Source organism: Neobacillus sp. K501 (genome assembly GCF_053749995.1).
This window is the reverse complement of sequence record NZ_JBSLYA010000001.1, coordinates 376,258-391,448: the sequence shown is the minus strand read 5'-3', so window position 1 is coordinate 391,448 and position 15,191 is coordinate 376,258. Positions and strand designations below refer to the sequence as shown.

At 38.3% G+C, this 15,191-nt stretch carries 13 protein-coding genes; all 13 read left to right on the top strand.

What is annotated here, in order from left to right:
• The first annotated feature begins 93 nt into the window (after window positions 1-93).
• The 13 genes from ACWM35_RS01860 to frr all read left to right on the top strand — a co-directional run bounded on the left by ACWM35_RS01860 (window position 94) and on the right by frr (window position 14,983).
• Window positions 94-864: a ribonuclease HII gene (locus tag ACWM35_RS01860; protein ID WP_454814924.1), complete on the top strand. Its 771-nt coding sequence runs from the start codon at window positions 94-96 to the stop codon at window positions 862-864.
• A 209-nt stretch (window positions 865-1,073) separates the two neighbouring features.
• Complete coding sequence (gene sucC / locus ACWM35_RS01855) at window positions 1,074-2,234, top strand: ADP-forming succinate--CoA ligase subunit beta (protein WP_454814922.1); 1,161 nt, start codon at window positions 1,074-1,076, stop codon at window positions 2,232-2,234.
• Window positions 2,235-2,257: 23 nt separating this feature from the next.
• Window positions 2,258-3,160: a succinate--CoA ligase subunit alpha gene (sucD, locus tag ACWM35_RS01850; protein WP_454814921.1), complete on the top strand. Its 903-nt coding sequence runs from the start codon at window positions 2,258-2,260 to the stop codon at window positions 3,158-3,160.
• Between the two features lie 87 nt (window positions 3,161-3,247).
• Window positions 3,248-4,129: a DNA-processing protein DprA gene (gene dprA / locus ACWM35_RS01845; protein ID WP_454814919.1), complete on the top strand. Its 882-nt coding sequence runs from the start codon at window positions 3,248-3,250 to the stop codon at window positions 4,127-4,129.
• A gap of 455 nt (window positions 4,130-4,584) precedes the next feature.
• A complete protein-coding gene (gene topA, locus ACWM35_RS01840) occupies window positions 4,585-6,663 on the top strand; it encodes a type I DNA topoisomerase (protein ID WP_454814917.1) in 2,079 nt (692 codons plus the stop codon).
• 187 nt (window positions 6,664-6,850) lie between these two features.
• Window positions 6,851-8,158 (top strand): FADH(2)-oxidizing methylenetetrahydrofolate--tRNA-(uracil(54)-C(5))-methyltransferase TrmFO, encoded by a 1,308-nt coding sequence (gene trmFO, locus ACWM35_RS01835; RefSeq protein WP_454814915.1) that lies wholly within the window; start codon window positions 6,851-6,853, stop codon window positions 8,156-8,158.
• Between the two features lie 373 nt (window positions 8,159-8,531).
• Entirely contained in the window at window positions 8,532-9,074 is a 543-nt protein-coding gene (gene hslV / locus ACWM35_RS01830) for an ATP-dependent protease subunit HslV (protein ID WP_454814914.1), read from the top strand.
• 17 nt (window positions 9,075-9,091) lie between these two features.
• Window positions 9,092-10,495: an HslU--HslV peptidase ATPase subunit gene (hslU, locus tag ACWM35_RS01825; RefSeq protein WP_454814912.1), complete on the top strand. Its 1,404-nt coding sequence runs from the start codon at window positions 9,092-9,094 to the stop codon at window positions 10,493-10,495.
• Between the two features lie 116 nt (window positions 10,496-10,611).
• Window positions 10,612-11,391 (top strand): GTP-sensing pleiotropic transcriptional regulator CodY, encoded by a 780-nt coding sequence (gene codY, locus ACWM35_RS01820; RefSeq protein WP_454814910.1) that lies wholly within the window; start codon window positions 10,612-10,614, stop codon window positions 11,389-11,391.
• Between the two features lie 456 nt (window positions 11,392-11,847).
• The gene (gene rpsB, locus ACWM35_RS01815) at window positions 11,848-12,552 is read left to right on the top strand and encodes a 30S ribosomal protein S2 (protein ID WP_454814908.1); all 705 of its coding nucleotides are present in this window, start codon (window positions 11,848-11,850) and stop codon (window positions 12,550-12,552) included.
• Window positions 12,553-12,712: 160 nt separating this feature from the next.
• On the top strand, window positions 12,713-13,594 hold the full coding sequence (gene tsf / locus ACWM35_RS01810; protein ID WP_454814906.1) for a translation elongation factor Ts: 882 nt from the start codon (window positions 12,713-12,715) through the stop codon (window positions 13,592-13,594).
• A gap of 106 nt (window positions 13,595-13,700) precedes the next feature.
• On the top strand, window positions 13,701-14,426 hold the full coding sequence (pyrH, locus tag ACWM35_RS01805) for a UMP kinase (RefSeq protein ID WP_454814904.1): 726 nt from the start codon (window positions 13,701-13,703) through the stop codon (window positions 14,424-14,426).
• Complete coding sequence (gene frr / locus ACWM35_RS01800) at window positions 14,426-14,983, top strand: ribosome recycling factor (protein WP_454814902.1); 558 nt, start codon at window positions 14,426-14,428, stop codon at window positions 14,981-14,983. The genes pyrH and frr overlap by 1 nt, the downstream gene beginning before the upstream one ends.
• Window positions 14,984-15,191 lie beyond the last annotated feature (208 nt).

Here is a 15,191-nt window from a genome sequence, read left to right as displayed (position 1 = left end):
AAAGAAAAGCTCACTTACTTGGTGAGCTTTTCCTTTATTTTGGGATTGAAACGGTAGATGCTTTAAAGGTATGATTACAAGCGGGTGAAGAAAATGAAGATACAAACAATAATTGAAATTGAAGAACTGCTTCGTACTATTACTTCTGAAGATGATCCTGCCCTGCAAACCTTACTGCATGATGAGCGGAAAGGTGTTCAAAAGCTAATACATAAATGGCGTAAGCAAAAAGCAATGGAGAAACAAATACACGAAAAGTTTCTTGTCATGAATTCCTACGAAAAAAAATATCGGTCACAAGGATATCATTATATCGCTGGTGTGGATGAGGTTGGCAGGGGACCGCTGGCAGGTCCCGTGGTGGCAGCGGCAGTGATTTTGCCAAATGACTTCTACCTAGCAGGGATTGATGATTCTAAAAAACTATCGGAAAATAAGCGTCTTGAATTTGATGAAATCATCAGAAAAGAAGCAATTGCTTATAGCGTAGCGAGGATCGATGCTGAGGTAATTGATCAAATTAACATTTATGAGGCTACAAAAAAAGCAATGCTATCAGCGATCGTCAATTTAACTAGACAACCAGATTTTCTGTTAATTGATGCCATGAAACTAGAAACTCCATATCCTGTTGAATCGATTATTAAAGGGGATGCTAAAAGTGTATCCATTGCTGCGGCTTCGATTGTTGCAAAGGTCGCAAGAGATAAATTAATGGTTGAAATGGCATCTGAATTTCCTGTATATGGATTTCAGAATAACATGGGCTATGGCACAAAAGAACATTTGACTGCCATAGAGAAGCATGGAATTACTCGGTACCATCGAAAAAGCTTTGCTCCTGTGAAGGATATGTTTAAATAATAATAATAGGACAGGCTTTGGCCTGTTTTATTATTGTAAAAAATAGTTTTATAGTAGAACTGGTTGAAAACGCTTTATTTTCAAGTGGTGGAACAATCATAATATTAAGATGAATATAATTTTTTTGCATTTTGGTAGACAAGGTTAGTGTCATTATATAAAATGAAAACGGAGTCAATTTTTTGAAGAGTTTGATAGGAGGATGGGAAATGAATATCCATGAGTATCAAGGAAAAGAGATCCTCAGAAAGTATGGGGTAACGGTTCCTAATGGAAAAGTAGCTTTCACTGTTGAAGAAGCTGTCGAAGCTGCAAAAGAATTAGGTACACAAGTATGTGTAGTAAAAGCGCAAATCCATGCTGGCGGACGGGGGAAAGCTGGCGGAGTTAAGGTTGCAAAAAACCTTGACGAAGTTCGTACATATGCAAGCGAAATCCTTGGTAAGACATTGGTTACACACCAAACTGGCCCAGAAGGTAAAGAAGTTAAGCGCCTGTTGATTGAAGAAGGCTGCGATATTAAAAAAGAATATTATGTCGGCCTTGTTTTAGACCGTGCAACTTCTCGTGTCGTCCTAATGGCTTCAGAAGAAGGCGGAACAGAAATTGAAGAAGTAGCTGAAAAAACTCCGGAAAAAATCTTTAAAGAAGAAATCGATCCGGTTATTGGTTTAATGCCATATCAAGCTCGCAGAATCGCATTCAACATTAACATTCCTAAAGAACTGGTCAATCAAGCGGTTAAGTTTATGATGGGCTTATATAGTGCTTATATTGAGAAGGATTGCTCCATTGCCGAAATCAACCCTCTCGTTGTTACTGGTGATGGAAAAGTAATGGCATTGGATGCAAAATTAAACTTTGACTCTAATGCACTATATCGTCAAAAAGACGTACTGAGCTATCGTGACCTTGAGGAAGAAGATCCAAAAGAAATCGAAGCTTCAAAATATGATTTAAGCTATATATCGTTAGATGGTAATATCGGCTGTATGGTTAATGGTGCCGGACTTGCGATGGCAACAATGGATATCGTTAAGCATTATGGCGGCGACCCTGCTAACTTCCTTGATGTTGGGGGCGGTGCTACAGCTGAGAAAGTTACCGAAGCTTTCAAAATTATCCTTTCAGATCCAAACGTAAAAGGTATTTTTGTTAATATCTTTGGCGGAATCATGAAATGTGATGTCATTGCTGAGGGTGTTGTAGAGGCAGCTAAACAAGTTGGACTTAGTGTACCACTTGTCGTTCGCTTAGAAGGAACGAATGTTGATTTAGGTAAGAAAATCCTAGCTGAATCCAGCATTGACATTATTGCAGCTGAATCTATGGCTGACGGAGCACAAAAAATCGTTTCCTTAGTGAAATAGGATCTTAAGAAAGGGGAATTAACGTGAGCGTTTTTATTAATAAAGATACGAAAGTAATTGTCCAAGGGATTACTGGTTCAACAGCCCTTTTTCATACAAAACAAATGCTTGAATATGGTACACAAATTGTTGGCGGTACTACTCCTGGTAAAGGCGGTATGGAAGTTGAAGGAGTACCTGTCTTTAATACCGTGAAAGAAGCCGTTGCAGCTACTGGTGCTACTGCATCCGTCATCTATGTGCCAGCTCCATTTGCAGCTGATGCGATTATTGAAGCTGTAGACGCTGAATTGGATCTTACCATTTGTATAACTGAGCATATCCCAGTATTGGATATGGTAAAAGTTAAGCGATATATGGAAGGTAAGAAGACTCGTTTAGTAGGTCCTAACTGTCCGGGAGTTATTACACCTGACGAGTGTAAAATTGGAATCATGCCTGGTTACATTCATACAAAAGGCCACGTGGGTGTTGTTTCACGTTCTGGTACCTTAACATATGAAGCCGTTCATCAATTAACACAAGCTGGAATCGGCCAAACAACAGCAGTTGGAATTGGCGGCGACCCTGTAAACGGGACAAACTTTATTGATGTTTTAAAAGCATTCAATGAAGATCCTGAGACATATGCTGTCATCATGATTGGGGAAATTGGTGGTACAGCTGAAGAAGAAGCGGCTGAATGGGTGAAGGCTAATATGACGAAACCTGTTGTCGGCTTTATCGGCGGACGCACAGCACCTCCAGGGAAGCGTATGGGGCATGCTGGAGCGATTATTTCTGGCGGTAAGGGGACAGCCGATGAAAAAATCCGTGTTATGAACGAATGCGGTATTAAAGTTGCTGATACACCTTCTGTTATGGGTGAAACCTTGATTGAAGTATTAAAAGAACAAGGATTATACGAAAAGTGTAAAACACATTAATTCGATACATCTTTGAATACTAGAAATAGTCTCCTAATGAAGGGGGGCTATTTCTTCTTTTTAAAAAATATATTTGGAGGTATATTTATGGACGATTTTAAGGAAAGGCTCATTACTTTGCTTCATTATCCAGATATCTCATGGAATACAGTCTTTCAATTGCTGAAAAAAGACCCAAAGCTTCAATTTGTTCACCAGCATCCCCATCAAAAAAGTATATTCCCACATTCTCCAGGTACCATTACCCAAACCACACTTTCCACAACCCTAAACCTTCCATTAGAAACTATTCACGAACAAATCCGTCATTATGAGACAAATGATATTAAGGCTATCTCCATTTTTGACAAGGACTACCCCGAAATGTTAAAAGAAATTTATCAGCCACCCTGGGTCTTATTTGCTAAGGGAAATGTACCATTACTTTATAAAAAGCCGAAACTTGCGGTGGTAGGCTCACGCCAAGCGACACAATACGGTAAAAATGCGATTCGCTTAATCTTCCCCCATCTGATGGAAAAAGGAGTACTCATTGTCAGTGGTTTAGCGAAGGGGATTGATACCCTTGCCCATGAATATGCTATAAAAAATCAAGGAAATACGATTGCTGTGATCGCAGGAGGTTTTTATCATATATATCCAAAAGAGAATATGAATCTTGCGCTAGAAATAATGAAAACACAGCTGATTGTTTCAGAATATCCTCCCGATACAAAACCATTAAGATGGCATTTTCCAGCAAGAAATCGAATTATCAGTGGACTATCAAATGGAACCTTCATCATCGAAGCGAAGAGGAAGAGCGGCTCTTTAATAACCGCCAACTACGCCGTCAATGAAGGACGTGAAGTATTTGCATTACCAGGAAGTATATTCAACCCATTCTCATTAGGTACGAATGACCTAATCCAACAGGGAGCAAAGCTCGTCACATGTGCAGAGGATATTTTCGAAGAACTACGATTGTAAATGAAAACTAAGAAATTCATAAAATTTAACGTAGATTTTTGTAGTTTTTTTTCATTAATATAAAAAATTAGCAAAAAAAGGTTGAAATTAGTTCAGATATGTTATACATTTTCCAACAGATATTCGAAAAAATATGACTATATAGGAATAATTTGGAGTATGATTATCATTAAATAAGTGTAAACGGTTTCTCTTTCAACCGCTTGTTCGTTGACAACAGACCGACTTTTGTTTCAGAATAGTAGGTATTAAAAAAACGAATTCTATCCGAAGTGATTTTAGTACGAATAGAAAAAATTTGGGATAAGGCATTTTTGTAAAGTATTTTCACATATCCGAGTTAGAAATTTGGAAATTAGGAAATCTTCTCAAATTGTAAGCAGCTTAGAATCTGGTTTTTTCCTGTTTCGGGTGCTTCCACAATTCTTATATCCCTCTCCGAGGAGGATTTTTGCATGTCAGATTTTCTTGTAATTGTAGAATCGCCAGCAAAAGCGAAAACAATTGAACGCTATTTAGGAAATAAATATAAAGTAAAAGCCTCGATGGGGCATATCCGTGACTTACCGAGAAGTCAAATGGGTGTCTCTAAAGAAACGAACTTTGAACCGAAATACATTACGATACGCGGAAAAGGACCTGTTTTAAAAGAATTAAAAACAGCCGCCAAAAAAGCAAAAAAAGTTTTCCTTGCAGCTGACCCGGATCGTGAAGGGGAAGCGATTGCTTGGCATTTAGCACATAGTTTAGATGTTGATATATCATCAGACTGCCGGGTTGTTTTTAATGAAATTACAAAGGATGCAATTAAGGAATCCTTTAAGCATCCACGTCCCATCAATATGGATTTAGTAGATGCTCAGCAGGCAAGAAGGGTTTTGGATCGTCTCGTTGGTTATAATATTAGCCCGCTTCTTTGGAAAAAAGTAAAAAAAGGCCTAAGTGCAGGACGTGTTCAATCGATCGCGGTCCGATTGATTATTGACCGAGAGAAAGAAATTAAAGCGTTCACTCCAGAGGAATACTGGACCATTGAGGGAGATTTTGTTAAAGGGAAAAATCATTTTAACGCAAACTTTCATGCTTTAGTAAATCATCCAAAAACGACACTTTCTTCTAATGAGGATGTCGAGGCGATTTTAAAACAATTAAATGGGGATAGCTTTAAAGTTATTTCAGTAACCAAAAAGGAAAGAAAACGAAACCCATCACCAGCTTTTATTACATCATCTCTACAGCAGGAAGCAGCTAGAAAACTTAACTTCCGCGCCAAAAAAACAATGATGCTTGCACAGCAACTGTATGAAGGAATTGAGCTGGGATCCGCTGGTACAATTGGTCTTATTACTTATATGAGAACCGATTCAACAAGAATTTCTGAGGTTGCTCAGAAAGAAGCCGCAGATTATATTCGTAATGAGTATGGAGAGAACTATTTAAAAGAAGAACAAAGAAAAGAAAAAAAACAATCTAACGCCCAGGATGCTCACGAAGCAATTCGACCAACAAGTACCCTCAGGGAACCTAATAGTGTTAAACAGTTTTTATCAAGAGATCAATTCCGTTTATATAAGCTAATTTGGGAAAGATTTTTGGCTAGTCAAATGGCTCAAGCGGTTATGGATACGATGAGCGTCGATTTGCAAAATGGAAATGTGGTATTTCGTGCTACCGGCTCTAAGATTAAATTTCCAGGTTTCATGAAGCTATATGTTGAGGGTTCTGATGACCAAGTGGAGGAAGGCAATAAAATGCTCCCAGATTTGCAAGAGGGGGACGAGGTTTTCAAAAAAGATATAGAGCCTAAACAGCATTTTACGCAGCCGCCACCAAGATATACGGAAGCTAGATTAGTAAAAACGCTTGAAGAACTAGGTATTGGCCGACCATCCACCTATGCGCCAACATTAGATACGATTCAGAAGCGTGGCTATGTTGCATTAGATAATAAACGTTTTGTTCCCACTGAATTAGGTGAAATTTGTAATGAGTTGATGCTTGAATTCTTTCCAGACATTCTTGATGTTGAATTCACAGCAAAAATGGAACAAGATTTGGATAATATTGAAGATGGTAAAGTCCCATGGGTTGAGATTATTGATCATTTCTATCAGGATTTTGAAAAGCATTTGGAAAAAGCTGAAAAAGAAATGCAATCAGTTGAAATTAAAGATGAACCAGCAGGAGAAGATTGTGAACTATGTTCAAGTCCAATGGTCTTCAAAATGGGACGATTTGGAAAATTTATGGCCTGCAGCAATTTCCCAGACTGTCGTAACACAAAAGCAATAGTCAAGGAAATCGGAGTAACTTGTCCGAAGTGTAAAGAAGGTCAAATCATCGAACGGAAAAGTAAGAAGAAGAGACTATTCTATGGCTGCGATCGCTTTCCGGAATGTGAGTTCATTTCATGGGATAAACCACTTCCAAGAAGCTGTCCTAAATGTGAGGGGCCGCTTGTTGAAAAGAAATTAAAAAAAGGTGTTCAAGTCCAATGTACGGAATGTGATTACAAGGAAGTTCCGCAAAGTTAGAAAAGAGTGAGCACTGCTCACTCTTTTTGTATGTCAATTCTTTTTAAATTTTTAAATCATAAAACTTTTTTCTGTTTGATTCGTATAGTACAATGCAAGATGGGTTAAAAAGAGGGAAAAGTAATTGTTGTAAAAATCAAATACACCTAATAACTTATTCAGCTATGAAAATATCAGGAGGTTCGTAATGACGAATGTAACCATTAATGTAATTGGTGCTGGCTTGGCAGGAAGTGAAGCGGCATGGCAAATAGCAAAACGCGGTGTAAAAGTTCGCTTATATGAAATGAGACCTGTCAAACAGACACCAGCCCATCATACCGATAAATTTGCGGAACTTGTGTGTAGTAATTCATTAAGAGCGAATACATTAACAAATGCTGTCGGTGTATTGAAGGAAGAAATGAGGAAACTTGATTCTGTTATTATTGCTGCAGCTGACGCTTGTTCGGTTCCAGCTGGTGGGGCATTGGCTGTTGACCGCCATGAGTTCGCCGCCAAAGTGACAGAATTGGTAAAGAATCACGAAAATGTTACGGTTATAAATGAAGAGGTTACGGAAATACCCGAGGGGATTACTGTTATCGCTACTGGTCCGCTAACAAGTCCTGATTTATCGGCTCAGCTTAAGAACCTAACTGGTGAAGATTACCTTTATTTTTATGATGCTGCTGCACCGATTATTGAAAAAGATAGTATTGATATGGATAAGGTATACCTGAAATCCCGTTATGACAAAGGGGAAGCTGCGTACTTGAATTGTCCAATGACGGAGGAAGAGTTTAACCGTTTTTATGAAGCGCTAATTTCTGCAGAAACGGTTCCATTAAAAGAATTTGAAAAGGAAATCTTTTTCGAGGGATGTATGCCGATTGAGGTAATGGGACAGCGTGGAAAGAAAACGATGCTGTTTGGTCCATTGAAGCCTGTTGGGCTTGAAGATCCAAAGACAGGGAAAAGACCTTATGCAGTAGTTCAGCTTCGTCAAGATGATGCTGCAGGAACTTTATATAATATTGTTGGTTTCCAAACGCATTTAAAATGGGGCCCGCAAAAAGAAGTAATCCAATTGATTCCAGGGCTTGAAAATGCCGAAATTGTTCGTTATGGAGTTATGCACCGGAATACGTTTATTAATTCACCGAAAGTGCTGAAATCGACCTATCAATTCCGTAATCGTGAAGAGCTGTTCTTTGCAGGGCAAATGACAGGGGTTGAGGGATATGTAGAATCTGCAGCGAGTGGCCTGATTGCTGGCATCAATGCAGCCAGATTAGCTGCTGATCAAGAACCATTAGAGTTCCCTGAAGAAACAGCAATCGGAAGTATGGCGCGATATATAACGACGGCAAATCCTAAGAATTTCCAACCGATGAATGCAAACTTTGGCTTATTTCCAGAGCTCCCTGAAAAAATCAGAGGGAAACAGGAAAGAAATTTACAACATGCCAATCGAGCGTTAGAAACAATTCAGAACTTTGTGAAAGTTTTGTAAAATTCCTTGCAAGGGTTTCTAAAGTGTGATACGATTTAGTAGCCTTTGTAGGTAAATATAATAATAAATGTGAATGTTTTTCTAAAAATTTGATTCACCTGTTTACAAATCGAGAAGAAATAGGCACAATATATTATTGTGCCTTACCAACATACTGTCAGTGATTACGTATTGTTCACGACTGAACAAATGATTAGGATCTTATTATTACCTCCTTTGAATTTGACATAAGAAGATGAAATAGTTTCAGTTTGAATGTCTAAGGGTATAAATAAATTCAGTTTTCATACTATTTTAAGGGATATCCATAACTAAGTATGTCACTCTCTTGTTACATATGATTAGTTAGTAAAAATGCAAGAGGAGGATCTTAATGAATCAATTTCATGCAACGACAATCTTTGCTGTCCAACATAATGGACAATGTTCAATGTCTGGGGACGGTCAAGTAACATTTGGGAATGCGGTTGTGATGAAGCACACTGCAAAAAAAGTGAGAAAGATTTTTAATGGTAGAGTATTAGCTGGATTTGCTGGTTCTGTAGCAGATGCGTTTACCCTTTTCGAAATGTTTGAAGGGAAATTAGAAGAATATAACGGTAACCTCCAAAGAGCTGCTGTTGAGTTAGCTAAACAATGGAGAAGTGATAAAGTACTCCGAAAGTTAGAAGCAATGTTAATTGTTATGAACTCCGAGGATTTACTTCTAGTGTCTGGTACAGGTGAAGTCATTGAGCCTGACGATGGAATACTGGCAATTGGTTCTGGCGGAAATTATGCTCTAGCAGCAGGACGCTCATTAAAGAAATATGCTGGCGACCATCTAACAGCCAAAGAAATTGCCAAGGCTTCTTTAGAAATAGCTGCTGAAATTTGTGTGTACACAAATCACAACATTATTGTTGAAGAGCTTTAATGGGAGGGAACCAATAAATGGCTAATACGACAAATTTAACCCCGCGTCAAATTGTTGAAAAACTCGATCAATATATTATTGGACAGAAGGATGCGAAAAAAGCAGTTGCTGTTGCTCTTAGAAACCGATACAGAAGAGGCCTGTTGAACGAAAAACTTCGTGATGAAATTATCCCAAAGAATATATTGATGATCGGTCCAACGGGTGTCGGTAAAACGGAAATTGCCCGAAGAATTGCAAAATTGGTAGGTGCACCATTTGTAAAAGTCGAAGCCACAAAATTTACTGAAGTAGGCTATGTTGGCCGTGATGTTGAATCAATGGTCAGAGATCTCGTTGAAACATCAGTCAGATTAGTGAAAGAAGATAGAATGCTAGCTGTAAAAGAACGTGCAGAGCAAAATGCGAATGCTCGACTTGTCGATTTACTAGTTCCTTCTGCAAAGAAATCAGCTAATTACAAAAATCCTTTAGAGATGTTATTTGGCGGTGGCAACCAATCCGCTGAACAAGAGTCGCATCAAGAGGACTATTCTGTTACTGAAAAAAGAAAGATTGTTAAGGAGAAGCTTTCCCTTGGACAATTAGAAGATGAGATTGTAACCGTAGAAGTAGAGGAGCAAACTCCTTCAATGTTTGATATGCTTCAAGGTTCTGGCATTGAACAAATGGGTATGAATATGCAGGACGCACTAAGCAGTTTTATGCCGAAAAAACGTAAAAAGAGAAAATTGACGGTTCGGGAAGCTAGAAAAGTTTTAACAAATGAAGAAGCCGCTAAATTAATTGATATGGATGAGGTATCCTCAGAGGCTTTATATCGAACAGAGCAGACTGGTATTATTTTTATCGATGAGATTGATAAAATTGCCAGCAAGAGTTCTGGTGGTTCGTCTGCAGATGTTTCACGTGAGGGAGTACAAAGAGACATTTTACCAGTAGTTGAGGGTTCAACAGTTGTTACAAAGTATGGAACTGTTAAAACTGATCATATTTTATTTATTGCTGCTGGTGCCTTCCATATGGCGAAACCATCAGATTTAATTCCTGAGTTGCAGGGAAGATTTCCGATTCGCGTTGAATTAACAAAATTAACGGTTGAAGATTTCTTCAGAATTTTGATTGAACCGGATAATGCCTTAATTAAGCAATATCAAGCATTATTGGAAACAGAAGGTATACAAATTGAATTTTCTGACGATGCTATTCGTAGAATAGCTGAAGTTGCTTTCGAAGTGAATCAAAATACGGATAATATTGGGGCAAGAAGACTCCATACAATTTTAGAAAAATTATTAGAGGACTTATCTTTTGAGGCTCCGGATATATCAATGGAGAAAATTACGATAACTCCACAATACGTAGATGATAAGCTTGGAGCAATTTCAAAAAATAAAGATTTAAGTCAATTTATTCTCTAGAAACAATCGTTCACGACATGATGGTTTGATAAACGCATTACCTAATTTCGCTGTAATGATTGATATATAATACTAAAACTAAATAATGGTTCCAGATAATTAGGAGGAAGAAACAGATGGATTTACTTACAAAAACAAGAAAGATTAATGTGCTTTTACAGAAGGCAGCAGGAAAGCCGGTTAACTTTAAAGAAATGTCCGAAACTCTTAGTGAAATTATTGAAGCGAATATTTTTATTGTTAGCCGTCGCGGTAAGCTTTTGGGCTTTGCAATTAACCAGCAAATTGAAAACGACCGTATGAAACAAATGTTAGAAGACCGTCAATTCCCAGAAGAATATACAAATGGATTATTTAATATTCAAGAAACTTCATCAAATCTTGATGTTGAAAGCCAATATACAGCATTCCCTGTAGAAAATCGTGATCTTTTCCGTGAGGGATTAACAACGATTGTTCCAATTATTGGTGGCGGGGAACGTCTTGGTACATTGATTCTTGCAAGATTACAAGAAAAATTCCACGATGATGACCTTATTCTTGCTGAATATGGTGCAACCGTTGTTGGTATGGAAATTTTACGTGAAAAATCAGAAGAAATTGAAGAAGAAGCAAGAAGCAAGGCAGTTGTTCAAATGGCAATCAGTTCATTATCTTACAGTGAACTGGAAGCGATCGAGCATATTTTTGAAGAATTAAACGGTAATGAAGGCTTACTTGTTGCATCTAAAATTGCTGACCGTGTTGGAATTACACGCTCCGTTATCGTTAACGCGTTAAGAAAGCTTGAAAGTGCTGGAGTAATCGAATCCCGTTCCCTAGGTATGAAAGGAACTTATATCAAAGTCCTTAATGACAAATTCCTAGTAGAACTAGATAAATTAAGATCAAACTAATCTACTCAACCCCTGTCAGATCAAAATTTGACAGGGGTTTTATTTTAAATGACTGTGTAAAAGGCCATAGTTAATTGTTTTACTGAGTTGATTGGAGCGGAAGGCACGAAGACTCCTGCGGGAGTACGGGGCAGGGGGAGACCCCGCAGGAGCAAAGCGACGAGGAGGCTCCTCGGCACGCCCGCGGAAAGCGAAGTGCCTCGTGACAGGCAAAAACCACCTGTCCCTGCGGTGATTATTCGAAGAAGCTTTCATTAGTGGAGTGGACATCAACGGGCAAGTTTAACGAGCCTATTAAAAATTAATATTTAGACTTGATTGTATGCGGGACATATGCTATATTATTTCATGGTGTTATTACACACGCTTGTTGATTTATCAGTTGGTGCTGTTAACAACAGTTTCTGTTAAATATGAGACAAGCGGAGGAAATCAAACCATTAGGAGGAAAAACACATGTCAGTCATTTCTATGAAGCAATTGCTTGAAGCTGGTGTACACTTCGGACACCAAACTCGCCGTTGGAACCCTAAGATGAAGAAATATATCTTCACTGAGCGTAACGGTATCTACATCATCGACCTTCAAAAAACAGTTAAAAAGGTTGAAGAAGCTTATAACTGGGTAAAAGACCTAGCTGCTAACGGTGGCACAATGCTATTTGTTGGTACTAAGAAACAAGCTCAAGATTCTGTTAAAGAAGAAGCAGCTCGTTCTGGTATGTACTATGTAAACCAACGTTGGTTAGGTGGTACTCTAACAAACTTCGAAACAATCCAAAAGCGTATTGGCCGCTTGAAAGATATCGAAAGAATGTCTGAAGACGGTACTTTCGAAGTATTACCTAAAAAAGAAGTTGTTCAATTAAAGAAAGAACAAGAACGTCTTGAAAAATTCTTAGGCGGAATCAAAGATATGAAGCAACTTCCAGATGCTTTATTCATCATCGATCCTCGTAAAGAGCGTATCGCAGTTGCTGAAGCTAAGAAATTGAACATTCCTATCGTAGGTATTGTTGATACAAACTGTGATCCAGACGAAATCGATGTAGTTATTCCTGCGAATGACGATGCGATTCGTGCGGTTAAGCTTTTAACTGGTAAAATGGCAGACGCTATTCTTGAAGCAAAACAAGGTGAAGAAGTAGCGGTAGAAGCTTAATATTAAATGGTATGAACTGATAAAAGGTGATAAGAGGGAGACCCTTTATCACCTTTTTTTAAAGAAAACTCGTCGATTGACTGGGTAAAGAATGTTTATCTTAAGTTTGAATGGCTAAGATATGACTATAATACATAGTATTTGAAGGAGGAAATGAATTATGGCAGTTACAGCTCAAATGGTAAAAGAATTACGTGAAAAAACTGGCGCTGGGATGATGGATTGTAAAAAGGCGTTAACAGAAACAAATGGTGATATGGAAAAAGCAATTGACTTCTTACGCGAAAAAGGAATTGCTTCAGCTGCGAAAAAAGGTGACCGTATTGCTGCAGAAGGCTTAACATATGTTGTTGCTGAAGGAAACAATGCAGTTATTTTAGAAGTTAACTCTGAAACAGATTTCGTTGCTAAAAACGAAGCGTTCCAAAATCTTGTTAAGGAATTAGCTGCTCACTTGCTTGCAAATAAGCCTGCAACAGTTGAAGAAGCATCTGCACAAACGATTAATGGCGTAACAGTTGCAGATTATATCAATGCTGCGATTGCTAAAATTGGTGAGAAATTAACACTTCGTCGTTTTGCAGTTGTTTCAAAAACGGATAATGATGCATTTGGTGCTTACCTTCATATGGGTGGACGCATCTCTGTATTATCTGTTCTTGAAGGCACTACTGATGCAGAAGCTGCGAAAGATGTTTCTATGCATATCGCTGCATTACGTCCAAAATACGTTTCTCGTGACCAGGTTTCTCAAGAAGAAGTTGAGCGTGAGCGTCAAGTTCTTACTACTCAAGCTCTTAACGAAGGCAAGCCAGAAAACATCGTTGCGAAAATGGTTGAAGGCCGTCTTGGAAAGTATTTCGAAGATGTATGTCTTCTTGATCAAACATTCGTTAAAAACCCGGATCAAAAAGTTCGTCAATTTGTTGAATCTAAGGGTGCAACTGTACGCGAATTCATTCGTTTTGAAGTAGGCGAAGGAATTGAAAAGCGTGAAGATAACTTCGCAGAAGAAGTTATGAACCAAGTAAATAAAAAGTAATTTTTTTTAAGCAAGGTTACAGAAATATGTTTTGAATAGGGAACACGCCTGTGTTCCCTATTTTTAAAGGTTTTTTTGCAAGATATTACATAATATGGAGGTTCATATGAGCGGTCCTAAGTATAAACGTGTCGTATTAAAATTAAGCGGTGAAGCTTTGGCTGGTGAATCAAGCTTCGGTATTAAACCATCGGTTATCAAATCCATTGCTGCTCAAGTGAAAGAAATTCAAGAACTAGGGGTTGAAGTAGCTGTAGTTGTTGGCGGCGGCAATATTTGGCGTGGTAAAATCGGCAGTGAAATGGGTATGGATCGTGCAACAGCTGATTATATGGGGATGCTGGCAACAGTTATGAACTCTTTGTCGCTACAAGACAGCTTAGAGCAATTGGGAATTGAAACACGTGTGCAAACTTCTATCGATATGCGCCAGGTTGCTGAACCATATATTAGACGCCGCGCGATCAGACATTTAGAGAAAAAGCGTGTTGTTATTTTTGCTGCCGGTACTGGAAATCCGTATTTCTCAACAGATACAACTGCAGCATTAAGAGCCGCTGAAATCGAAGCTGAGGTCATCTTAATGGCTAAAAATAACGTCGATGGAGTATATTCTGCCGACCCACGATTAGACCCAAATGCAACAAAATATGATGATTTATCATTCTTGGATGTTCTTAAAGAGGGTCTGCAGGTTATGGATTCAACGGCTTCTTCATTATGTATGGACAACGATATTCCACTTATCGTTTTCTCTATTATGGAACAAGGAAATATTAAACGAGCGGTTATGGGTGAAAAAATCGGAACGATTGTTAGGGGGAAACATTAATGCCAAAACAAGTGATAGCAGTTACAAAGGATAGAATGTCAAAAGCCATTCAAGCATATTCACGTGAACTTGCCAGCATTCGTGCGGGTCGTGCAAGTGCATCGTTATTAGACCGAATTACCGTTGATTATTATGGTGCACCGACTCCTGTTAACCAAATGGCTGGTATATCCACACCAGAAGCTAGATTACTTGTTATTCAGCCTTACGATAAAACCATTCTAGGTGATATTGAAAAAGCGATTCTTAAGTCAGATTTAGGGTTAAATCCTACCAATGATGGCTCGGTTATTCGTATTTCCATTCCTCAACTAACAGAGGAGCGACGTAAGGAACTTGTAAAATTAGTGAAGAAAGAATCAGAAGAAGCGAAGGTTGCTATTCGTAACATTCGCCGTGATGCCAACGATGATTTAAAGAAGTTGGAGAAAAATGGAGAAATTACCGAGGATGCCCTTCGTGGTTATTCTGATGATATTCAGAAACTAACGGATGAGCATATTAGTAAGGTCGACCAAGTTACAAAAGATAAAGAAAAAGAAATTATGGAAGTTTAATTTACCATTAAAAGTAGAGGGCCCTCTTTTTAAGGGGGTTTTTTCTCTATTTCATATTTTAAATTAACGGTATTCTTATTTGTTGTAAAAGTACATAAATTATATATTAGAAGATATCTTTTTGCTTTTTTGGTATGATAAAGGCATGCGAAAATAAGTGTTCTTATAACGTATCAACACATAGTCTGTGGAATAATCTATTTCGGAG

Bases quoted from the DNA above. Each gene is read 5' to 3' on its own strand.
- sucC (WP_454814922.1), top strand. From the start codon at position 1,074: ATGAATATCCATGAGTATCAAGGAAAAGAGATCCTCAGAAAGTATGGG.
- rpsB (WP_454814908.1), top strand. From the start codon at position 11,848: ATGTCAGTCATTTCTATGAAGCAATTGCTTGAAGCTGGTGTACACTTC.
- codY (WP_454814910.1), top strand. From the start codon at position 10,612: ATGGATTTACTTACAAAAACAAGAAAGATTAATGTGCTTTTACAGAAG.
- frr (WP_454814902.1), top strand. From the start codon at position 14,426: ATGCCAAAACAAGTGATAGCAGTTACAAAGGATAGAATGTCAAAAGCC.
- ACWM35_RS01860 (WP_454814924.1), top strand. From the start codon at position 94: ATGAAGATACAAACAATAATTGAAATTGAAGAACTGCTTCGTACTATT.
- hslU (WP_454814912.1), top strand. From the start codon at position 9,092: ATGGCTAATACGACAAATTTAACCCCGCGTCAAATTGTTGAAAAACTC.
- trmFO (WP_454814915.1), top strand. From the start codon at position 6,851: ATGACGAATGTAACCATTAATGTAATTGGTGCTGGCTTGGCAGGAAGT.
- dprA (WP_454814919.1), top strand. From the start codon at position 3,248: ATGGACGATTTTAAGGAAAGGCTCATTACTTTGCTTCATTATCCAGAT.
- hslV (WP_454814914.1), top strand. From the start codon at position 8,532: ATGAATCAATTTCATGCAACGACAATCTTTGCTGTCCAACATAATGGA.
- tsf (WP_454814906.1), top strand. From the start codon at position 12,713: ATGGCAGTTACAGCTCAAATGGTAAAAGAATTACGTGAAAAAACTGGC.
- pyrH (WP_454814904.1), top strand. From the start codon at position 13,701: ATGAGCGGTCCTAAGTATAAACGTGTCGTATTAAAATTAAGCGGTGAA.
- topA (WP_454814917.1), top strand. From the start codon at position 4,585: ATGTCAGATTTTCTTGTAATTGTAGAATCGCCAGCAAAAGCGAAAACA.